Origin of the sequence: Flavobacterium bizetiae (assembly GCF_902804475.1) — a bacterium.
Lineage (GTDB): Bacteria > Bacteroidota > Bacteroidia > Flavobacteriales > Flavobacteriaceae > Flavobacterium > Flavobacterium bizetiae.
Genome location: NZ_CADCSU010000088.1, coordinates 1 through 21,075, shown reverse-complemented (window position 1 = coordinate 21,075; position 21,075 = coordinate 1). Strand labels below are relative to the sequence as shown.

The window sequence follows — 21,075 nt, the reverse complement described above, 5'->3', positions numbered from 1 at the left end:
GGATATAAATTGAGGCAGATTTCTTTAATTAGATTTCTGCCTTTTTTTTATTGAAAAAATGGTATTAGATATAGTATCTTTAGCCATAACAAATTTTCACATTTTCCAGATTATGAATATCCGCCTGTTTGCTTTATTATTTCTTTTCAGTTTTTCTATTTCAGTATTTTCTCAAACCAATACAACAAATCACACCACAATAAACTCATCCGCTACAGGAAGTATCGCTCAGGATGAATATATCAAAATATTGTGGCTGGACAAAAACGGTGCTGTACAACTCAATACGACTTACATTAAAACATTAACAGATCAGCAACGCGCTGCATTAGGCTATATTGCCACTGATGTAAGCAGCGAATGTAACTGGGACGGTGCCAAAAAAGCTGATGAAAGTAATTTGAAATGTAGATTTCTTTGGGCACTTAATTTAGGATATCAATGTTCTGAAACGCATTTATCTTTTTTGAAAAAATGGTTTAAAGAAGATAACAAGGTTTTAGAGCGATTACAATATTGTAACAAAACAGCATCTTCGGCAAAAATTCAGGATCATTTTATTGAAGTTAAAATAATGACTGCAAAGGATACTATTAAAATTCTTTACAGCGCAGTTGGCGAAGATCTCGACAAACAAAAAACATGGAGCTGGCAGGAAGAATCTACTTATTCTTTTACTAAAACCGGCATTAAACAAGTGAACCGAAAAAACATCAACGGTGAATATAATTAAACCAATAAGCTCCAATAGAAAACTAATACAATTATTCTTTTTATTTTTTATTGGTTTTCAATGCATTTCGGCAACAGCACAATCTGATAATTACCATGTCCTTATTAATCGGGTAAAAGAGTTTTCGAAACCTGCGAGGATTTTAAACCAACACATTGACGCAGGCGGAAATGGTTCGGCAGAATTTACAAATGCAGAAAAGCAAGTGCTTCGTTTTCGTTTAGATCATCATAAATTACAAATACAGCATGGCGGAATCGCTTATCAGCTTTTCTATTACAAAAATGATTATTTAGAAAAAATTCAAACCCTAGATGTTAATGGTAAATTAGCCGGAGAAAGAGAATCTAAAAATGAATCCGGAGTACTGTTTGTTATCGAAAAACCTAATTTGTACCTGAAGAAAAAGAAACTCATTGACGATGCCGAAGGAAACATTGACCTTAAAGATGACAGCAACGAAAGAATTATCAGAGTTCAATTGTACGACCAAAATAATATGCTAATACCAGAATTTCAACCTACTTATATCTCCAGCAAAACCTATTGGAATTATAATGTCAGAATGTATTGGCCGTAGAGAAAGCTGATAAGTTACTGAGATACTAAAAACCAAATTATAACTCTATAATTTCATCTCAATTTCTAATCTAGCCCCGATGGAAGTGTAAATCCTTTTGCTTTTAGCTTTAGAAAGCAAAAGATTGAAACGTACAGCGGGACGAATGTTAATTATAAAACAAATTGTTTCTGCTCCCCAAAGAAAATTGTGGCTTTGTTTTTGAATAAGTAGTATTTTTGAAACTTAATAAAACCTACCTAATGAAAAAGATTTTAATTTTATTGCTTGTGTTTTCTCTTAGCTCTCATGCTCAGGTAAAAGAAACTCTAGCTCAAAAACTTGCAAAACTATCAACCAAAATTACAGGTTCTAGTGGTGTAGATATTGCTTCTGGATTAAAAGAGGCTCTAAATAAAGGAATTACGGAACAAGTGAGTAAATTAACCGCTGAAGATGGTTTTTATAAAAATGAGGCTGTAAAGATTTTAATGCCTGAAGAATTACAAAAAGTTGACGCTACATTGCGTAAAGTAGGTTTAGGTTCTCTTGCTGATGAAGGGATAAAAGTAATGAATCGTGCGGCGGAAGATGCTGTAAAAGAGGCTACTCCGATATTTGTTTCGGCTGTAAAAAACATGTCGTTTACTGATGCTAAAAATATTTTGTTGGGCAATGAAAGTGCTGCAACTACTTATTTACAAAAAGGCACGAATACTGCTTTGTACGCAAAATTTAATCCAGTGATTAAAAGTTCTTTTGAAAAAGTGGGTGCCGATGTAGTTTGGAAAAACATCATTAATAAATACAATACGATTCCGTTGGTGAGAAAAGTAAACCCGGATTTGACCGACTATACTACGAATCAGGCTTTGGCAGGAGTTTTTAAAATGATTGCTGTTGAAGAAAAAGATATTCGTACTAATATTAATGCAAGAACGACGCCTTTGCTACAAAAGGTGTTTGCGATGCAGGATAAAAAGTAATTTTTCTGTTAAGGCTCAAAGGTTCAAAGGGACAAAGTATCCTTTGCTCCTATGTACCTTTGAACCTTTGTCACTAAACCAAAACTAAACCATAATGCAAAAAATAACCATTCTGATTCACTGTAAAGACCAAAAAGGAATTATCGCCGCAGTGACTACTTTTATTGCTAAAGTAGAAGGAAATATTACTTACATCGACCAACATGTTGATGTAGAACAAAATGTGTTTTTTATGCGACTGGAATGTGAACTGACAAATCATCACATTACAATCGATAACCTGAAATCTGATTTTGACAAAACAATTGCGACTGATTTTGATATGTCGTGGGATTTATACAATCAGGAACAAAAACCAAAAATGGCTTTGTTTGTCTCGAAATACGATCACTGTTTGTTTGATATTTTAGGACGTTACAGTGCTGGTGAACTAAATGTTGAAATTCCGGTAATTATAAGTAATCACAACGATTTAAGATCAATTGCAGAACGATTTGATATTCCGTTTCATTGTGTGCCTTTTACAAAAGATAATAAAGAAGAAGGCGAAGCGAAACAAATTGAGTTATTACAGCGATACCAGATTAACTTTATTGTTCTGGCGCGTTACATGCAAATTATCACTCCTAATTTAATTGCGCTTTACGAGAATAAAATCATTAATATTCATCATTCGTTTTTACCTGCTTTTCCGGGGGCAAAACCGTATCATTCGGCTTTTAAACGTGGGGTAAAAATTATTGGCGCAACCAGTCATTATGTTACAGCAGAATTAGACGAAGGGCCAATTATCGAACAGGATATTGCGAGGGTTTCTCACATACATTCAGTTGATGATTTTATTATGAAAGGTCGTGATCTGGAACGTATTGTTTTGGCGAGGGCTATAAAATTGCATGCGGAGCGTAAAACTATGGTTTATAGCAACAAGACTGTGGTTTTTTCTTAGGCGTTTTTTAATCGCTAATTTTTTTTTTAACCGCAAAGGTCGCAAAGGATTACGCAGTCGTTAAGTTTTTTATGCTTGGTGTTTGATATTTTTTTGAAGATCACAAAGCTTTGTCTATATTTTTCGGCCACAGATTGTGCGGATTTAAACGGATTTCCACTGTTTATTTTTTTAATTTACATTAAATAAAATTTATTATTTCTATCAAATAACAAACCCGACAGGTTTTAAAAACCTATCGGGTTTATTTTTTTTTAAACTTAGAAGCTTCAAAAAAAACTTTGAGCCTTTGTAACTCTGTCCCTTTGAACCTTCAAAAGAAAAAACCTATCTCACTTCGATTGATAATCTTGGGTCAGAAAAGTTATTTACTTGTTCCATTGTTAATCCTAAAGCGTGTGCTACACCTTCTCCGTATGCAGGATCTGCTTTAAAACAGTTTCTGATATGACGAATCTGAATAAAAGCTTGCGCTCCTCCTACTTGTGCTGCAGTATTTTTGAATAACAATTGTTTTTTCTCATCGGTTAATAAACGGAATAATAAACCTGGCTGGGTAAAGTAGTCGTTATCATCTTCTCTGAAATTGTGTGCCCAGGCATCACCATGTAATTTCAATGGTGGTTCTTTAAATTCTGGTTGCTCTTGCCATTCTCCAAAACTATTTGGCTCGTAGTGTTTACGTCCGCCGTTGTTTCCGTCTACACGCATTGCACCATCTCTGTGGAATGTGTTGTAAGGACATCTTGATGAGTTTACAGGAATTTGGTAGTTGTTTACTCCCAAACGGTAACGGTGTGCATCTCCGTAAGAAAATAAACGGGCTTGTAACATTTTATCTGGTGAAAAACTAATTCCGGGAGGCACGTGCGCCGGATTAAAGGCAGCTTGTTCCACTTCGGCAAAATAGTTTTCAGGGTTTTTATTTAATTCGAATTCTCCAACCGGAATTAGCGGGAAATCACCTTTTAACCAAACTTTAGTTAAATCGAAAGGATGAAAACGATACGTAGCTGCTTGTTCTTCTGTCATGATTTGAACGAACATTTTCCATTTTGGGAAGTTTCCTTCTTCAATAGCATCAAATAAATCTCTTTGATGGCTTTCTCTATCATTACCTACTAAATGAGCCGCTTGTTCATCAGATAAATTCTCGATTCCCTGTTGAGAAACGAAATGAAATTTCACATAATGTCTTTCGTTTTGAGCATTTAGGAAGCTAAAGGTATGACTACCAAATCCGTGCATTTCTCTGTAAGATCTCGGAATCCCACGATCACTCATTACGATTGTAATCTGGTGTAAAGCTTCTGGTAATAAAGTCCAAAAATCCCAATTGTTATCAGCACTCCTTAAATTGGTTTTTGGATCACGTTTTACAGCGTGATTTAGATCCGGAAATTTCATTGGATCACGGAAAAAGAAAACCGGTGTATTATTACCTACCAAATCCCAATTTCCTTCATTAGTATAAAATTTCAAGGCAAAACCACGAATATCTCTTTCGGCATCAGCAGCACCTCTTTCACCTGCAACGGTTGAGAAACGTGCAAACATTTCTGTTTTTTTACCAATTTCCGAAAACAAATCTGCTCTTGTATATTTTGTAATATCATGAGTTACAGTAAAAGTCCCATAAGCTCCAGAACCTTTGGCGTGCATTCTTCTCTCCGGAATAACCTCGCGGTCAAAATGTGCCATTTTTTCTAAAAACCAAAAATCTTGTAATAAAACGGGTCCACGAGGGCCTGCAGTTTGTATGTTTTGATTGTCTGGAACGGGAGTTCCTGTTGCAGTTGTTAATTTTTTGTTTGAATCCATAATGCTGATATTTAATGTTTTATCAAATATACGAAGATATCTTTAGGATATTCATAAACAAAATTGATTGTTATTATATTTTAATAATCAAAAGTTATTTAACGCTGTAGAAAGCTCAGAAACAAGTATTAAAAAATCTTAACTTATATTCAACAAAGTAATAACAAGACCTTAACACCATAAGATTGATATATGTCGGATCTTTGTAATGTAATAAACTGGTTATTTATTATTTTGGTTTTGGTTAGTTAAATAGTGCCGGCGTCTTCGAGATGCCGGCATTCTTTTTTATATCAATCTGGTTTCAGGTTTCAAGTTTTCTTGGTTTCAGGTTGCTTTACTTTGAGAATAATTTTAACCGCAAAGAGCGCTAAGTTTTTTTTATCTAACTGTATGTTTAGAAAACGTAAGGTTCGCAAAGCTTTGTGTTCATTTACTTTGGGTATAATTTTACCACAGAGTTTCACAGAGTTTTTTTTTCACAGAGTTCCACAAAGCTTTAAGTTATTTTTTTGTATAAATCTTCGTGGAACTCTGTGAAAACCTTTATGTATCTCTGTGCTAAAAAAAACGATGCGGTTAAATCAAAATCCAACAACTTGAAACCTGAAACATCTTCTGCCTCATTTTGGATACAACTACACGAGATTTAGATACTTTATAAAAGGAATACTCCCGGATCTTTGTCTTATAATTTTCAAACTAAAATCTAAAAAACGAAATTATGAGTACGATCAAAAAAATTAAATTAGGAAATCAGGGACTTATTGTTCCCAATATTGGTTTAGGATGTATGGGAATGACCCAAATTGCCGGAGCTGATATTTATGGCAAAGCCGATGAAAAAGAAGCTATAGCTACAATTCACCATTCGCTTGAATTGGGCGGAAACTTTCTCGATACCGCAGATTTATACGGACCGCTACACAACGAAAGATTAATTGCAAAAGCGATAAAAGGCAATCGTAATGCTTATAGTATTGCCACTAAATTTGGTTTTGAAATTGACGATAAAGAACAGCTTACCTGGAAATTTAACGGTACAAAGGATTACGTAAAAAAAGCAGCAGAACGTTCTTTAAAAAACCTTGGAACAGATTATATCGATTTATACTATTTACACAGACTTGATCCTAATACACCAATCGAAGAAACTATTGCCGCTATGTCTGAATTAGTTAAAGAAGGAAAAGTGGGTTATATAGGTTTATCAGAAGTGGCCTCAGAAACCATAAGACGTGCTCATAAAATTCATCCAATAACAGCTTTACAAACTGAATATTCTTTGTTTGAAAGAAATGTTGAAGAACTTGGAATCTTAGATACATTACAGGAACTAGAAATTGGTTTTGTGGCTTATTCTCCGCTTGGCAGAGGATTTATATCAGGAGATATCAAAAGTCCGGATGATTTTCCTGCTGATGATTTCAGAAGAAATCTGCCGCGTTTTCAGACGCCACAATTTGAGAAAAACATTCAATTGGTTAATGAAATTATAAAAATGGCCGAAGAAAAACAAATTACACCTTCTCAATTGGCACTTTCGTGGATTGTCTCTAAAAACATCTTACCTATTCCGGGAACAAAACGAGTAAAATATGTCGAAGAGAATATTGAAGCGGCTCAAATGACTTTAACAACAGAGGAAATAAATCGCTTAGAAAAAATTATTCCTCTTGGAACCGAAACCGGAATGCGTTATGACGAAGCCAATATGGCTTTTGTAAACCAATAAAACTTATAGATAGTACGCAGATGATATGGATTCGCTAATGCGAAAACGTAGATTTACACTAATTTTTATAATATGTTCTGTTGTTTGTGTATTATCAGTTCGAGCAAAATCAAAAGTTTGAAAGTAATAACAAAACCAAATCATTAATTTCTAAGGAAAAGTTATCTTTACGATAGCTTTTCCTACCTCATATTTCTTTGAATATTCTATATATTATCTCATGAAAAAAGAAGTCCATATTCCATATACGATTCATTCGATTTCAGAAATGCATTCCTTATTAAAAATTCCAAAACCGGAGCATCCTTTAATAAGTTTTGTTGACTTAAGTAAAATAAGTTGCCATTTTGATGACAATCTTAAAAGTGTTGTATATGATTTTTATACGGTTTGTATCAAGAAAGGCTTTACCGGAAAAATGAGATACGGACAAAATTATTATGATTTTGATGAAGGTGTTATGACTTTCATGTCTCCCGGACAAGTTATTTCTACTGAAGTTTCTGTCGATACTTCGGTGTACGGAGCTATGCTTGTTATTCATCCTGACTTTATTCAAAACTATCCTTTAGCTAAAAATATTAAAGATTATGGCTATTTTTCTTATGCCGTAAACGAAGCCTTGCATTTATCCGACAAAGAGGAAACGATGATTCGTAATATTATGCAAAATATCGAACAGGAATACCTTTCCTCAATTGATGCTTTTAGTCAGGACGTAATGGTTTCGCATGTCGAATTATTACTTAATTATTGTAATAGATTCTACAACCGTCAATTTATTACCCGAAAATCTGCCAATAATACTCTTTTAACCAAATTAGAAATTCTATTAGCTGATTATTTTGAAGGTGATAAAGTACAACAATTCGGACTCCCAACGGTAGCTTATATTTCAGATGAACTAAATGTTTCTCCTAATTATCTTAGTGATATGCTGCGTTCGTTAACGGGACAAAGTACACAACATCACATTCATAATAAAATCATCGAAAAAGCAAAAGAATTACTTACTACTACTTCTTTAAGCGTGAGCGAAATGGCCTATCAATTGGGTTTTGAATATCCGCAATCGTTCAATAAATTGTTTAAAAGCAAAACCAATGTTTCGCCTTTAGAATTCAGAAGTTCGTTTAATTAAATTTTAATTGAAAGCGTGGTTTAACCGCAAAGCACGCAAAGGTTTTTCGCAAAGGTTCGCTAAGATTGCTTACTATAAAAATAAAGCTTTGTGAAACTCTGTGAAAAACCTTTGTGTAACTCTGTGGTAAAAAACTTTCCGATGAAATCTCATTCCAACAGTTGTAGAATTTGGAATTTAAAAATTTTGGAATTTTATTTCTTCAATCTTTCATGCAATACTTTAAAATAAGGAAAAGCCTTTAGCAATCTACTCCCATGCCAGGAGAACATTTCTCCATCTACAAAGATTGTTTTAGCGTGATGCGTAAAACGTCCTATTTCGAAAGCGTCTTCTTCTTTAAAAGGATAAGGTTCTGACGAAAGAAAGACAATATCAGGATCGCCTTCAATGCGTATTTTTTTTATTTCAATTTCAGGATAACGCCCTTTGTCTTCGTATATGTTTGCAAAATGATTGAGTTTTAATAACTCATTTATGTAGGTATCTTTTCCGGCAACCATAAATGGATTCTTCCAGATAAAATAGGCAGCTTTTTGTACCGGAATATCTGCTATATATTTTTTGAAATCGCTTAAAGCAAAAGACAATTTATTATTCCATTTTTGAGCTTCAGTTCTGCAATTAAAGAGTTGACCAAAGTCTGAAATCATCTGAAAATTATCTTCGATCGTAACAATATTCGTTACCCAAACCGGACAAATAGCACTTAATTGATCTACTATTTCTTGCGTGTTTTCTTCTTTATTACAAATGATAATATCAGGCTGAAGCAATTTTATCTTCTCAAAATGAATTTTCTTGGTTCCGCCAACAACTTTCTTAGTCGATTTTAAATGATACGGATGTATACAAAACTTGGTTATTCCGATGATTTTATCTTCTAAACCTAAATCATACAATAATTCGGTTTGAGAAGGCACTAACGAAATAATGCGTTTAGGAGTTGTCTCAAAAGAATGTGAAGTACCTAATTGATCGGTTAGTTGTTTCATAATATTTAGTCCCAGTATACAGTTTCAGTCTCAGTCAAAACTGTGACTGAAACTGAGACTGATAACTTTATTTATTAGCGAGAATCTCTTCCATTTCTTTTTGAACTGATAAAGCTTCTTCTCTTGCCTTTTCTGCGAAATCTGTTCCTTTTGAAGCGTAGATAATCGCTCTTGCTGAGTTGACTAATAAACCTACTTTATCATTCATTCCGTATTTGCAAACTTCAGATAAACTTCCACCCTGAGCGCCAATTCCGGGAACTAGTAAAAAACTATCCGGAACAATTTTTCTGATATCGGCAAAATATTCTGCTTTTGTAGCGCCAACAACATACATTAAGTTGTGGCTATTTTTCCATGTTTTAGAGGTTTCTAAAACTTGTTTGTATAATTCTTGTCCGTTGGTGGTTAAAGTCTGAAAATCGAAAGCTCCTTCATTAGACGTTAAAGCCAACATAATCGTATGTTTATTTTCGAAAGCTAAAAAAGGTTCAACCGAATCTTTTCCCATATAAGGCGCAACGGTTACACTATCAAAATTCAAATCTTCAAAAAATGCTTTTGCATACATGCTTGACGTATTCCCTATATCGCCACGTTTTGCATCTGCTATGGTAAAAATCTCAGGGAAATTCTCGTTGATATAGTTGATCGTTTTTTGCAAAGACATCCATCCTTTTATTCCGTATGCTTCAAAAAAAGCAGTATTAGGCTTATAACCTACTGCAAGATCGTGTGTCGCATCAATTATGGCTTTATTAAATTCGAAAATAGGATCTTCGGTTTCTAATAAATGAGCCGGGATTTTAGTCAGATCAGGATCTAATCCAACGCATAAAAATGATTTTTTTAAAAGAATTTGTTCGTGTAGTTGTTGTGTTGTCATTCTTGTTTTTTTAGTTCTTCTAATCCATCAAAAGTGATTCTTTTTTAGAAGTATGCAAAAATAAAAAAAGCCATTCAATTACGAATGGCTTTTTGATTTTATATTCAGTTTAGACTTATAAATTGCCTAAGTAAACAATTTCTGTTCTTCTGTTTTGTGCTCTTCCAGAAGCCGTTTTGTTAGTTGCCACTGGTTTACTAGCTCCAAATCCCTGCGAAGATAGATTATCAGGATTTACTCCTTTTGCAATTAAAGCATCCATAACTACTTTTGCTCGCTCTTCAGATAATTTCTGATTTGCTTTTGGATTTCCAACATTGTCAGTATGTCCGTTGATGGCAAATTTAGCGTTTGGATAATTTTTCAAGATCTCTTTAATCGCATCTAATCTTCCTGAAGTTTCGCCTTTTTTAGCATCACTTAATGTTGCTTTTCCGGTAACGAAAAAGATCGATTTAGCCTCTACTTTTAATTTTTCTAAAGTAGCTTTGGTCACTTTAGGACAACCTTTATTTTCAGCCGGACCAGCAATTAGAGGACATTCGTCTACATTATCCGGAACTCCGTCTTTGTCAGCATCCAGAACCGGACAACCTTTATTTTCTGCTAAACCGGCAACCGTTGGGCAAGCATCGTCTTTGTCTAAAACGCCGTCTCCGTCAGTATCTGGCCACGGACAACCTTTATTTTCTATCGGTCCGGCAATTGCAGGACAAGCATCTACATTATCTAAAAGTGTATCTCCATCAGAATCTTTCCAAGGACAACCTTTATTTTCTACAGGACCCGCAACATTCGGGCAAGCATCATCTTTATCAAAAACACCATCTTTATCTGCATCTGGCCAAGGACATCCGTTATTTTCCGCCGGACCCGCCACTTTTCTGCAAGCATCTTCTTTGTCGATAACTCCGTCTCCGTCTGTATCTTTAAATTTCTTTTCGTATACCGGAATTTTCATCCCCAAATGGAAATCAGCTGCTTTTGATTCTTTCGAAACTAAATTAGTAAGTATAGAACCTGACCCAATAAAGAAAGCTCCAACTCGTAATCCAGAACCCACCTGCATTCCGCTATATTCCATATAGGTCATTGGTACATAAAAACTAAACCATCTGCTTTCGTAACGTGGTGTCAGCGTAACACGATCAGCTATTCCGTAACCATTGATTTTATTTGCCGAAACCATATTGATATCTCCGTTAAGATTCAAATAGAATTTCTTGTACATATTCCAGTCTACATCAGCATGAAGCGCCGTTGGTAAATTGGTTTTCATTCCGTTTCTTGAAGATGTTTTCGTATAATGTTCGTTAAGGAAATCATAGAAATTATCTGCATCATCAATCATTTCCTGAGTGATGGTACCATTTACATTATAAGTATCCTGTCTTGCTTTTTTGTAATTGATAGATCCAACATCAGTAACCGATAAACCAAAACGCACTTTATATTTATTTAAATCTCTGAAATTATTATCAGCCGGTTTTGCTCTGCTCAAATCATACTGATCGTAATCTGGCCTCCATTCGTATACTAATCCAAAATCAAAACCAAATCCGTTCGCACCTGAATCAAATTTATAATCCTCGTTTGCTTCAAAATCCTGACTTGTTCCCACAGAAATTTCTCCGCTTGAAACAAGAGTTCCTTTCTCAGGATTTACTGTGTTTTCGTTGTATTTAACATTTACATTATTTCCTTTTACATATCCGTTTACACCACCTTGCAAGTACTTGGCAGTAAGACCTCCTTTTAAAAAGTGCTGATCTTTTTGATACAAAACTGCTGCATACGAAAGTCCAAGTTCAGCCCAGGTGTTTGATGCGCCGTTGGCATTTCCTGCATTAAAATTAAAATCGCTTGCTTTATCCAGACCATCTTTTACCTGATCTACCAGATTTCCGTTTATGTTTCTGACGTTGCTAACAGATCTTGCACGTGTAAAAACTGCAATGGTATGTTTTGGAGCAATATTAAACATAAATGAAGGTCCCATGATATCAAAATTAGCAAGACCATTGTTGGCTCCTTTTGGAGTCATTTTAGACTGTGTATCAAAATCATATCCCTTTTTGTAAGTATCAAAAATATTTACTCCGTACAAATCATTGGCTACTGATCCGCTGACAGAAAATATATTAATATCGGTTTTAAAACGAGAATCGGCAATAGACGCCGGATTAAAAAGTACACTTTGTATACCTGCATAATTATCATGCGTGTAGCCTAAATAAGATTGGGCTTTCGCCGAAAAAATAATGGTAATAAATAATAAACTGAGTAGCGTTTTTTTCATTAAAATTTGGTTTTTTAGATAAATTCGGGGGCAAAACTACTGTTTTAGAATTACAAACAGGTTACGCTAACATTGAATTCATGTAACATCTGCAATAAATTATGTAAGAAAAACAAAATGCTTCTTTTCTATTTTTGATAAAGAACATTAAATCAAACAATTATGACCCCACATATCGGAATAACGCCAAAAAACTTAAAAAAAAGCACCACTATATTAGCCACGATTTTATCAAACGAAATGACCCTTTATGTAAAAACCAGAAAATTTCACTGGAATATTTCAGGAAACAGCTTTATGGAACTGCATAAATTGTTTGAAGAACAATACCGAATTTTAGAAGCCAATATCGACGAAGTGGCAGAACGCATTAGTCAGCTTGGCGAAAAAACCATCGGAACCATGAAAGAGTTTATAGACAACTCTACCCTAAAAGAATCTCCTAAGGAATATGCTTCGCAAAAACATATGCTGGAGGAACTTTTAGAAAACCACGAACAATTGGTCACGGAATTCAGAGATTATATTCCGGCTTTTGAAGAAAACAGCAATGATATTGGTTCTGCCGATTTTGTAACGGGTTTACTGCAACAACACGAAAAAATGGCCTGGGTTTTACGCCGCTATCAGGTTTAAAAAAATAGCAAAATGTGAATTATGAAACGCTTTGCAAAATTCATATAACAAGAAAGCAAAACAGAATAAGGAAATTTACATTATTATAAATACTTAAATAAAAATATCATGAATACTACAGAGATAAAAGGAAACTGGAACGAGTTGAAAGGAAAACTAAAACAACAATATGCTGATCTTACAGATGACGATTTATTGTATGATGAAGGAAAAGAAGACGAAATGTACGGAAAACTTCAACAAAAATTAGGTAAAACAAAAGATGAAGTTCGCAAAATCATTGCTGATTTGTAAGAACCTCTGAATCAACCATAAATACCGTCTAGTACAACATATTAGGCGGTATTTTTATGAGAATTTTATTTAAATTTTTCGCTGTTCTAAATCGCTAAGAAGCATTAAACTCTATAACCAAAAATAAATTAATTATCTTTAACCAAATTTCTATAAAATGAAACTATTTATAAAGTTCGATATTAACACCATTTGCTCACTTTTTTTGAAACAAAACCTGGAACAACAAAATGTAAATTTTACGACTCTGGGATTTGGCGAAATTGAAATTGCGGACAATCTTGATGCTGATGCACTCGAATCTTTAAAGAATAATTTACTGCCGTGTGGTTTTGAAGTTGTCGAAAATCAGAAAAGTGTTCTGGTGCAAAAAATAAAAGACGCTATAATTGAGCTTGTTTTCATGGAAGACAGCAATAATTATAAAAGTTCTGTGTTTTTAGCAGAGAAATTAAATCACAGTTACGGCTACTTGTCTAATGTTTTCTCAGAAGTAACATATTCTTCTATTGAAAATTTTATCATTTTACAAAAAATTGAAAGAGCCAAACAATTGATTATTATTAATGAAATGAGTTTGACCGAGATTGCTTTTTTACTAAACTATTCGAGTGTAGCGCATTTGAGTACGCAGTTTAAAAACACCACTGGAATTACGCCATCGGCTTTTCAGAGAATAATTAAGAAACGTAGAGAAAATTTAAAATAAAACCCATAATACCATACTAAAATGCAAAAAAACGCATTATACATTCTATTAGCTGATGATGATGAAGATGATCGTCTTTTTTTTAAGGATGCTTTTGAAGAAATAAAAATTCAGACAAAGGTTGATTTTGTTCATGACGGAATGCAATTGATGGATCATTTGATGGATCCTGAAACTAAATTACCGGATATTTTATTTCTGGATTTGAACATGCCTAAAAAAACAGGTAAAGAGTGTTTGATCGAAATAAAAAAAACAGAGCATCTTAAAAATATTATTATTGCCATTTATTCTACTTCATCATCTGAAGAAGATATAGAAGACACCTTTATTCAGGGAGCCAATATTTATATTAAAAAACCGAGCGATTTTAATACGCTTAAAAAAATAATTAATGAAGTTGTTACAGTAAACTGGCACTATCATACATCAGGTTTAAATCGTGATAATTTCCTGCTTCGACTAAAATAATAGCATACAATGAAATGGATACCAAATTTTAATTCTTCAAACTCATTGAGAGTTATTTTTGTAATCGCGGTTTTCATTCTGTTATTTCTTTCTTCTATTGCTTACAAACACAATCGGGATTTAGATGAATCCAGTAAAGTGGTAATGCATACGTATGAAATAAACATTCAATTAGAGCGATTAATGTCGGCAATTAAGGATGCCGAAACGGGGCAGCGTGGCTATATCATAACACGAAATGCACGATTTTTAACGCCTTATATTTATTCGCGCGATAAGGTAAATACTTCGTTTATTACCTTAAAAAAGCTTACTGCCGATAATCCGAAGCAACAAAAAAACCTTGAAAAATTATTTAAACTAATTATTCAGCGTTTTGTTTCGTTCGAAAATTGTTTAAAATACAGCGATCCCAAAACATATGATAAGAGAAAACTCGACAATCATATGTTTGGTGGTCGAATCCTGATGGAGAACATTCGTTTTCAGGTAGACGAAATGAACGATATCGAGAAAAATTATCTGGCAAAAAGACTCAAAATTTATGCTGCCGAAATTTCTTTAAGTCCCCTATTTTCTATTTCCTTATTTCTTGTGGCCTTAAGTTTTATCTTATTAGCTTACAGACAAATTAGCCGTGACTTTGAACGTTTGAAGATTTACAATAAAAAACTCTTAATTTCAAGCGGACTAATGGCTGAATCTGAAAGCATCGGAAAATTCAGTACCTGGCAATGGGATCTTGATTCTGATAAAATAGACTACTCAGACAATCAATATCGTTTACTGGGTTTTGAACCTAATGCTTTTGTTCCTGAAAAAGAAACTTTCCTGGAGTTTGTACATCCTGATGACAAAGAAAAAGTAGCAAAATCAATGGAGAATATTGTTGTAAAAAAACAATTACCTTTTGTTTACTACAAAATCACACGTCCGGATTACGAAATAAGATACTTTAAATCTACCGGAAAATTATTGACGGATCAGCAAGGAAGTAAAATTTTACTCGGAATTAATTTTGATATTACCGACGAACATTTATTAAACATCGAATTGGAGGAACGCAACAGAGAACTGGAGAAAAGCAATAAAGAATTGGCTTCTTTCAATCACGTTGCAAGTCACGATTTACAGGAACCTTTACGAAAAATTCAAACTTTTGTTTCCCGAATTTCAGAAGCCGATAAAGCTGTTTTGTCTGAAAGTGCGAAAGCGTACATTTCTAAAATTGAAGTTTCGGCAAAAAGAATGCGTGTGTTAATCGACGATTTACTTTTATTCTCGAGAACCAATACAACTAAAAAGGAATTTATAAAATTAAGTTTAAACGAACTGCTTGAAAATGCCGAATCTGAATTGGCCGAAATCATCGAGGAGAAACATGCTGTAATAACTGTTTCGAAATTGCCGAAACTGGCTGTTATTCCGTATCAGATTGAGCAGCTTTTTATTAACCTTATCGGAAATTCATTAAAATACAGTCAGCCGGATATTGCTCCTGAAATTAAAATCGAAAGCGAAAAAGTAAACTCAAGCGATTACCCGGATTTATTAGAACCGAATGTAAAGAAATTCCATAAAATTACTTTTACAGATAACGGAATGGGATTTGATCCTCAGTTTAAAGAAACGATTTTTGTTTTGTTTCAGCGTTTGCATTCTAAAACAGATTATCCCGGAACCGGAATTGGTCTTGCCATTTGCAAAAAAATCGTAGACAACCATAAAGGTCATATTATAGCTGACAGTACTCCTAATAAAGGATCTGTTTTTACAGTTTTTCTTCCGGAGTAATTTTTAGTTTACAGCTGGAAAAAGTTTACAGTCGCAGTCACAGTTTACAGTAAAACCGAGACTGAATACTGAGACTAAATACTGAGACTGATCCCGATAGCTATCGGGAGAGACTGAAAACTAAGACCGAAATCTGTAGGAAAACAAAATACCTCTAAATTATACTCAACATAAAAAAAGAAACCATAGACAAACTGTGGTTTCTTTTTTTTGCTTTAAACTTTAATAAATAACCCCTTGAAAATTAAAGGATAAAACACCCATATAAACCTATTATGGGAATTATATAAAGATTCTTTTTTATGCTGTAAAGCAAAATGTTTGTTTCGTTAGCATCTTTGTAATGTAATACTTTATGAAGTAATAATGAAAGCAGTGCATCAGTTAAAAGTGACAATTTTGAGACAATTTTTTTTATTGATAATTATACTTTGCATCACGTCGTGCAACAAAAGTAATCCGATAGAAACTTCACTTAAAAATGAAACTTTTAATAAAACGGAAAAAGAAGAAATTGAAGCCTTTTTTTTTATTGCGACGGCAAATGTGACAAAATCAATTATTTCTAAAAGTCAAATTGCACAACAAAAAAGTTCAGATTCTACTTTACAGGAATGGAGTAGAAAAATAGAAATCAATCAGAATCAATTGTTGCAGGATGTTTCTAAAATGGCCAATAAAAAGCTCATTATTATTACAGAAATTAATGCCACACACAATAAACTAGATTTATACGAACTGATTGACGCCGATAGTACTGATTTTAATAAAGCTTATTTGAGTTCTATGACAGAATCATTAAAAGAGCAAATTGGATTGTTTGAATCCATTTCGAAACAAACAAATGACAAGACGATATTAAAACTAGTGTTACAATATTTACCTGAACAATATCAAAACCTGCGCGAAATGCAAAGGCTTAACAATGAGATTAATTAAATGCCTATATATCTATTATTAACTAAATTATTTTAAACTATGAAAATGCAATCAAATTTTTTATGCGCCTTAACACTTTTTTTAACAGCTTCATTTGGAATGCTACACGCTCAGGACAATAATGTAAATACCGAGTTTGGTATAAAAGGAGGATTCAATATGTCTAACCTATATGGTAGCGGAGATGACGTAGATGATAACAATGTATTATACGGATTTAATGCCGGAGTTTATGCCACATTACCTATCTCAGATTTCATCGCTATTCAGCCAGAGATTTTGTTTACTACAAAAGGAGCAAAATTAGAATATAACAATGCTCTTGTTTCAGGAGATGCAAAATTTAAATTAAACTACATCGAAGTTCCTTTATTAGTAAGAGTAAACATCACCAAAAATTTTAACGTTCACGCCGGTGGTTATGCTTCATATTTAGTAAGTTCTAAAGTAAAAGGTGACGGAGATATTAGTTTTGACGAAAATGTAGACACTGACGATTTAAACAAGTTTGATGCTGGTATCGCTGCAGGTGTTGGAGTAGATTTTAGTCCTCTAAGCATTGGTTTACGTTACAACTACGGATTAACAACTGTTGGAAAAGAAAGAACTGTTGCAGGAACAACCTATACATTTCCAGATGCAAAAAACAGCAACTTAACTTTATACTTATCGTATAAATTGAACTAAAAAAAAAGAATTATTAACCCCTTAATATAAAAACCATGTCAAATTTATTATATACAATCGCGGTAATTCTGGTTATTCTCTGGGCTCTTGGGTTCTTTGTTTATAGCCTTGGAAGTATCATCCATATATTATTGGTAATTGCAATTATTGCAATACTATTCAGACTGATCAAAGGTCGAGAAGTTTAAAAATCAACATTATAAAAAATTATATTAATCACTAAATCAAATATTATGAAAGCAAGTAACACAATTTTAGGAATTTTAGGAGCTGCAGCTGCAGGAGCATTTTTAGGTGTATTATTCGCACCGGACAAAGGGTCAAACACTAGAAAAAAAATTAAAGATAAATCAAAAGATTACGGAGATACTTTAAAAACAAAATTTGACGGAGTTGTAAGCACTATTACTGCAAACGGTAAAGATATTATCGAAGAAGGAAAAGCAAAATTCAACCAGGCAAAAGAAGACTTCAACACGATCAAAGATGAAGCAAAAAGTGTAAAAACGAACTACTAAAGAGTGAAATTTTTAAACCATAAATACCCTATATCATGGAATCAAATGCAACAACAAACGAGAACTTAAATCTTTATGAAAAAGCTGAAAACTATACCAAAACTAGCTTAGAATTAATTAAGCTTAAAACGGTATCAGCAGTAGCAGATGTTTTATCAACATTAACATCAAGAATAGCAGTTGGCGCTGTTGTTGCATTTTTTACCTTATTCCTGAATGTAGGAATTAGTTTATGGCTTGGTAAAGTACTTGGGGAGTACTATTACGGTTTTTTTATCGTAGCACTTTTTTACCTTATCGTTGCAATATTCATGCATACTTTGCAACATAAGATCATTAAAACACCTATTGGAAACATGATTATTTCCAGTATTTTAAAAGAAACTAAAAAAGATAATACAACTGATTTAAATTAATTAATAACTAAAAAAGACTGTTATGGAAACTATTTACACTATTGATGGATTAAATCAGACGATTCAACAATTAGAAATTCGACAGGACGCAGAATGGTGCGCTATAAAAGACGAAATCGACGAAATTAAGCATAATTTAAAGCCGCTTAATCTTATCAGGAATACAGTAGAAGAAATCAACGAAACTGTAGGTTTTAAAAGCAATCTGGCACAATCAGCAATAAGTATTGGGATTGGCTACCTCGCAAAGCGATTTGTAGTAGGAAAAAGCACCTCAGCATTCAAAGGTATTTTCGGATCCTTATTACAGCTTGTCGTTACTAATTTAGTTTCAAAACCACATCATGATTCCCAAAAAGAAGAATCATCACAACAAGAATCATCAAGAGAGTAATTGTCTAACTCAAATTTATGTATTATGGAAAAGTTAAGCGAAATAGTATTAAAAAATGGTGTATACGTTTACTCGAATCTATATAAATGTTTCGAATTTTCGAGAGTATTTCTAGGTATCTAACTTGCTTTATACGTTTTATAAACAAACGGTTAAACAGTTAATATCCTTCACTATATTTCTTAAGGTTCTGAGATACTGAGTTGCTAAGGTTCTAAGATTTCTTTTGAAAGTCTAAAACCAGACTTTGTCTGAACCAAAAAAAGCCCCTGTTTTACTAATGTAAAACAGGGGCTTTTTATTTTTAACAATATTTCAAACTCTAGTCAGAGGTTTTCAAGCTTGATAAACGGAATGCAGAATATAAATCATGAGAATTTATTGCTACAATATACTGTGATTACCCGCATTTGCAAGTACCTATATTACGATTATATATATTGCGATTATAAATATTACCTTCCAGTGGTTGAAACCACTGGCTATGTTTGATCATTATGGTCAAAAAAAAAATCCTGTTTCACGATTAGTGAAACAGGATTTTTATATTTATATAGATAGCAAAAACCTTTGCCCCTCTGAACCTATGTCCCTAAAAACTTAGAACCTCAGCAACTCAGAACCTTAGTCCCTTAAATTAAAAAACCTCCGAAGCCTCTTTCAATTTCTCCATATTGTTTACCAACTGAAGCTCAGCAACAATTTTCTGAATGTCACCATTCATGATATTTCCTAAATCGTATAAAGTCAAACCAACTCTGTGATCTGTTACACGACCCTGAGCGTAGTTGTAAGTACGAATCTTAGCCGAACGGTCACCAGAACTTACCTGCGATGTACGTTTTGTAGCATCTTCAGCCTCTTTCTTAGCCAATTCCTGTTCGTACAAACGAGAACGTAAAACGTTCAACGCTTTATCTTTGTTTTTATGTTGCGATTTCTGATCCTGACATTGCGCCACCAATCCTGTAGGAATGTGCGTTAAACGTACCGCAGATTTCGTTGTATTTACAGATTGTCCTCCAGGTCCTGATGAACAAAAGAAATCAACACGAACATCGTTCATATCAATCTGTACATCAAACTCTTCCGCTTCCGGTAAAACCATTACTGTAGCTGCAGATGTATGTACACGACCCTGAGTTTCAGTCTGAGGAACACGTTGTACACGGTGCACTCCAGCTTCAAACTTCAAAGTTCCGTAAACATCCTCTCCTGATACTTCAAAAATAACCTCTTTAAAACCACCAGAAGTTCCCTCGTTCATATCTACTACCGAAGTTCTCCAACCCTGGTTCTCACAATATTTGGTATACATTCTAAATAAATCTCCGGCAAAAATACTCGCTTCGTCCCCACCCGTACCTGCACGAATCTCGACCATCACGTTTTTAGCATCTTCAGGATCTTTAGGGATCAACATAAACTTGATTTCTTCCTCAAGTTCAGGCAATCTTTCTTTTGCTTCATCTAGTTGCATTTTGGCCATTTCAACCATATCTGCATCACTTCCATCAGCAATAATTTCGTTTGCCTCATCTATATTAGCCATCACAAGTACATATTCATCGCGCTTTTCAGCCAATGCTTTCAGGTTTTTGTACTCCTGATTCAATTGCACATAACGTTTCTGATCAGAAATAACATCCGGCTGGATAATCAAGTCCGAAATCTCGTCGAAACGCTGTTTTACTATTTGAAGTCTATCTAACATTTTCTAATTCCTTTTATTGGAGTGCAAAATTACGAAATTTTTGTTTAAAATTCTATTATTGATTTGTTGTGTTTTTTAATGGTGAAATTTTATCTAATTAGGATCATTTTTAGGAGCTATTTCCTGTTATCCGCTACAATCTTTTGTGCAGAACACCGGCATAAAAGGATTTTCACTTCTATCAGGGCTAGGGGTTTTCGGGTTTATCTAGGCGTTTATGGTTTTCCGTAAAGATTTTTGTTTCAAAGAAATTATTTTTGCAAAATATTTTATCATTTTTCGACATTCACTCTTCATCAGAACATTTGTAATCTTTAGTTGAATCTGTAAAGCATAACATTTAAATCAGCAAGTATATAGTTAAATGTGGAAATTTAAAATTGCGAATATGAAAAAATA

At 33.7% G+C, this 21,075-nt stretch carries 22 protein-coding genes; 17 read left to right on the top strand and 5 right to left on the bottom strand.

Annotated elements, in window-relative coordinates:
* Window positions 1–58: 58 nt before the first annotated feature.
* The 4 genes from FLACOL7796_RS11580 to purU all read left to right on the top strand — a co-directional run bounded on the left by FLACOL7796_RS11580 (window position 59) and on the right by purU (window position 3,227).
* The gene (locus FLACOL7796_RS11580) at window positions 59–733 is read left to right on the top strand and encodes a hypothetical protein (RefSeq protein ID WP_232067361.1); all 675 of its coding nucleotides are present in this window, start codon (window positions 59–61) and stop codon (window positions 731–733) included.
* Window positions 720–1,313 carry a hypothetical protein gene (locus FLACOL7796_RS11575; RefSeq protein WP_232067360.1) on the top strand — a complete coding sequence of 198 codons (594 nt, stop codon included), beginning with the start codon at window positions 720–722 and terminating at the stop codon, window positions 1,311–1,313. The genes FLACOL7796_RS11580 and FLACOL7796_RS11575 overlap by 14 nt, the downstream gene beginning before the upstream one ends.
* A gap of 242 nt (window positions 1,314–1,555) precedes the next feature.
* Complete coding sequence (locus FLACOL7796_RS11570; protein ID WP_173970940.1) at window positions 1,556–2,278, top strand: DUF4197 domain-containing protein; 723 nt, start codon at window positions 1,556–1,558, stop codon at window positions 2,276–2,278.
* Between the two features lie 94 nt (window positions 2,279–2,372).
* On the top strand, window positions 2,373–3,227 hold the full coding sequence (gene purU, locus FLACOL7796_RS11565; protein WP_173970939.1) for a formyltetrahydrofolate deformylase: 855 nt from the start codon (window positions 2,373–2,375) through the stop codon (window positions 3,225–3,227).
* Between the two features lie 327 nt (window positions 3,228–3,554).
* Here purU and FLACOL7796_RS11560 read toward each other — a convergent pair whose 3' ends face one another.
* On the bottom strand, window positions 3,555–5,048 hold the full coding sequence (locus tag FLACOL7796_RS11560) for a catalase (RefSeq protein ID WP_173970938.1): 1,494 nt from the start codon (window positions 5,046–5,048) through the stop codon (window positions 3,555–3,557).
* A 724-nt stretch (window positions 5,049–5,772) separates the two neighbouring features.
* Between FLACOL7796_RS11560 and FLACOL7796_RS11555 the strand changes: the two genes are divergently transcribed.
* Both FLACOL7796_RS11555 and FLACOL7796_RS11550 read left to right on the top strand, forming a co-directional pair.
* A complete protein-coding gene (locus tag FLACOL7796_RS11555; protein ID WP_173970937.1) occupies window positions 5,773–6,783 on the top strand; it encodes an aldo/keto reductase in 1,011 nt (336 codons plus the stop codon).
* A gap of 220 nt (window positions 6,784–7,003) precedes the next feature.
* Entirely contained in the window at window positions 7,004–7,924 is a 921-nt protein-coding gene (locus FLACOL7796_RS11550; RefSeq protein WP_173970936.1) for a helix-turn-helix domain-containing protein, read from the top strand.
* Window positions 7,925–8,118: 194 nt separating this feature from the next.
* Here FLACOL7796_RS11550 and FLACOL7796_RS11545 read toward each other — a convergent pair whose 3' ends face one another.
* The 3 genes from FLACOL7796_RS11545 to FLACOL7796_RS11535 form a co-directional block, all read right to left on the bottom strand.
* Complete coding sequence (locus FLACOL7796_RS11545) at window positions 8,119–8,919, bottom strand: ABC transporter substrate-binding protein (RefSeq protein WP_173970935.1); 801 nt, start codon at window positions 8,917–8,919, stop codon at window positions 8,119–8,121.
* 67 nt (window positions 8,920–8,986) lie between these two features.
* Entirely contained in the window at window positions 8,987–9,805 is an 819-nt protein-coding gene (gene pyrF / locus FLACOL7796_RS11540) for an orotidine-5'-phosphate decarboxylase (RefSeq protein ID WP_173970934.1), read from the bottom strand.
* A gap of 115 nt (window positions 9,806–9,920) precedes the next feature.
* Entirely contained in the window at window positions 9,921–12,104 is a 2,184-nt protein-coding gene (locus tag FLACOL7796_RS11535; protein WP_173970933.1) for a DUF5723 family protein, read from the bottom strand.
* 162 nt (window positions 12,105–12,266) lie between these two features.
* On the opposite strand from FLACOL7796_RS11535, the gene FLACOL7796_RS11530 reads away from it, so the two are divergent.
* The 11 genes from FLACOL7796_RS11530 (at window position 12,267) to FLACOL7796_RS11480 (ending at window position 18,962) form a co-directional block, all read left to right on the top strand.
* Window positions 12,267–12,740, top strand: coding sequence for a Dps family protein (locus FLACOL7796_RS11530; protein WP_173970932.1), 474 nt, complete (start codon window positions 12,267–12,269; stop codon window positions 12,738–12,740).
* A 108-nt stretch (window positions 12,741–12,848) separates the two neighbouring features.
* Window positions 12,849–13,034, top strand: a complete 186-nt coding sequence (locus FLACOL7796_RS11525) for a CsbD family protein (RefSeq protein ID WP_055098382.1) — start codon at window positions 12,849–12,851, stop codon at window positions 13,032–13,034.
* Window positions 13,035–13,191: 157 nt separating this feature from the next.
* A complete protein-coding gene (locus FLACOL7796_RS11520) occupies window positions 13,192–13,743 on the top strand; it encodes a helix-turn-helix domain-containing protein (protein WP_173970931.1) in 552 nt (183 codons plus the stop codon).
* A 21-nt stretch (window positions 13,744–13,764) separates the two neighbouring features.
* Window positions 13,765–14,214, top strand: coding sequence for a response regulator (locus FLACOL7796_RS11515; RefSeq protein ID WP_055098384.1), 450 nt, complete (start codon window positions 13,765–13,767; stop codon window positions 14,212–14,214).
* A 9-nt stretch (window positions 14,215–14,223) separates the two neighbouring features.
* Window positions 14,224–16,008, top strand: coding sequence for a CHASE3 domain-containing protein (locus FLACOL7796_RS11510; protein WP_173970930.1), 1,785 nt, complete (start codon window positions 14,224–14,226; stop codon window positions 16,006–16,008).
* A 390-nt stretch (window positions 16,009–16,398) separates the two neighbouring features.
* Window positions 16,399–16,947 (top strand): DUF4142 domain-containing protein, encoded by a 549-nt coding sequence (locus FLACOL7796_RS11505; protein ID WP_232067362.1) that lies wholly within the window; start codon window positions 16,399–16,401, stop codon window positions 16,945–16,947.
* Window positions 16,948–16,986: 39 nt separating this feature from the next.
* Window positions 16,987–17,634: a porin family protein gene (locus FLACOL7796_RS11500; protein ID WP_173970928.1), complete on the top strand. Its 648-nt coding sequence runs from the start codon at window positions 16,987–16,989 to the stop codon at window positions 17,632–17,634.
* Between the two features lie 35 nt (window positions 17,635–17,669).
* A complete protein-coding gene (locus FLACOL7796_RS11495; RefSeq protein WP_109746162.1) occupies window positions 17,670–17,822 on the top strand; it encodes a lmo0937 family membrane protein in 153 nt (50 codons plus the stop codon).
* Window positions 17,823–17,867: 45 nt separating this feature from the next.
* Complete coding sequence (locus FLACOL7796_RS11490; RefSeq protein ID WP_173970927.1) at window positions 17,868–18,152, top strand: YtxH domain-containing protein; 285 nt, start codon at window positions 17,868–17,870, stop codon at window positions 18,150–18,152.
* Window positions 18,153–18,187: 35 nt separating this feature from the next.
* Window positions 18,188–18,568 (top strand): hypothetical protein, encoded by a 381-nt coding sequence (locus FLACOL7796_RS11485; RefSeq protein ID WP_173970926.1) that lies wholly within the window; start codon window positions 18,188–18,190, stop codon window positions 18,566–18,568.
* Between the two features lie 22 nt (window positions 18,569–18,590).
* Window positions 18,591–18,962: a hypothetical protein gene (locus FLACOL7796_RS11480; protein ID WP_173970925.1), complete on the top strand. Its 372-nt coding sequence runs from the start codon at window positions 18,591–18,593 to the stop codon at window positions 18,960–18,962.
* 637 nt (window positions 18,963–19,599) lie between these two features.
* On the opposite strand, the gene prfA is transcribed toward FLACOL7796_RS11480, so the two are convergent.
* On the bottom strand, window positions 19,600–20,676 hold the full coding sequence (gene prfA / locus FLACOL7796_RS11475) for a peptide chain release factor 1 (protein ID WP_065449322.1): 1,077 nt from the start codon (window positions 20,674–20,676) through the stop codon (window positions 19,600–19,602).
* Window positions 20,677–21,075 lie beyond the last annotated feature (399 nt).